The 205-nt window shown below is 41.5% G+C and carries 1 pseudogene; it reads right to left on the bottom strand.

The annotated features are described in order from the left end of the window. Positions 1-205: pseudogene (locus JUI58_RS12695) on the bottom strand (HNH endonuclease); the annotation flags it as partial.

Raw genomic sequence — 205 nt, 5'->3', positions numbered from 1 at the left:
CTTGCTTTTGACGAGGAACGTAACGAGTCGGAAAACCATACTTATTGGTTCTGCACATTTGCCTTGTTCCGTGTCCTTTGGCAGTAATTAAAAGCGGGTTTTTAATCTCAACAATTAATTGCTCTGGAGTAGACTTTCCCACACAAGCAGCATCAAGCCAGTGAGTTTTTAGGAGGTTTTGACGAGTGCGATTAAACTTGGTTAA

The sequence above is a fragment of the Spirulina sp. CCY15215 genome (assembly GCF_016888125.1).
In the GTDB taxonomy this organism is placed as follows: Bacteria; Cyanobacteriota; Cyanobacteriia; order Cyanobacteriales; family Spirulinaceae; genus CCY15215.
This window is presented reverse-complemented; position numbering and strand designations above follow the sequence as displayed.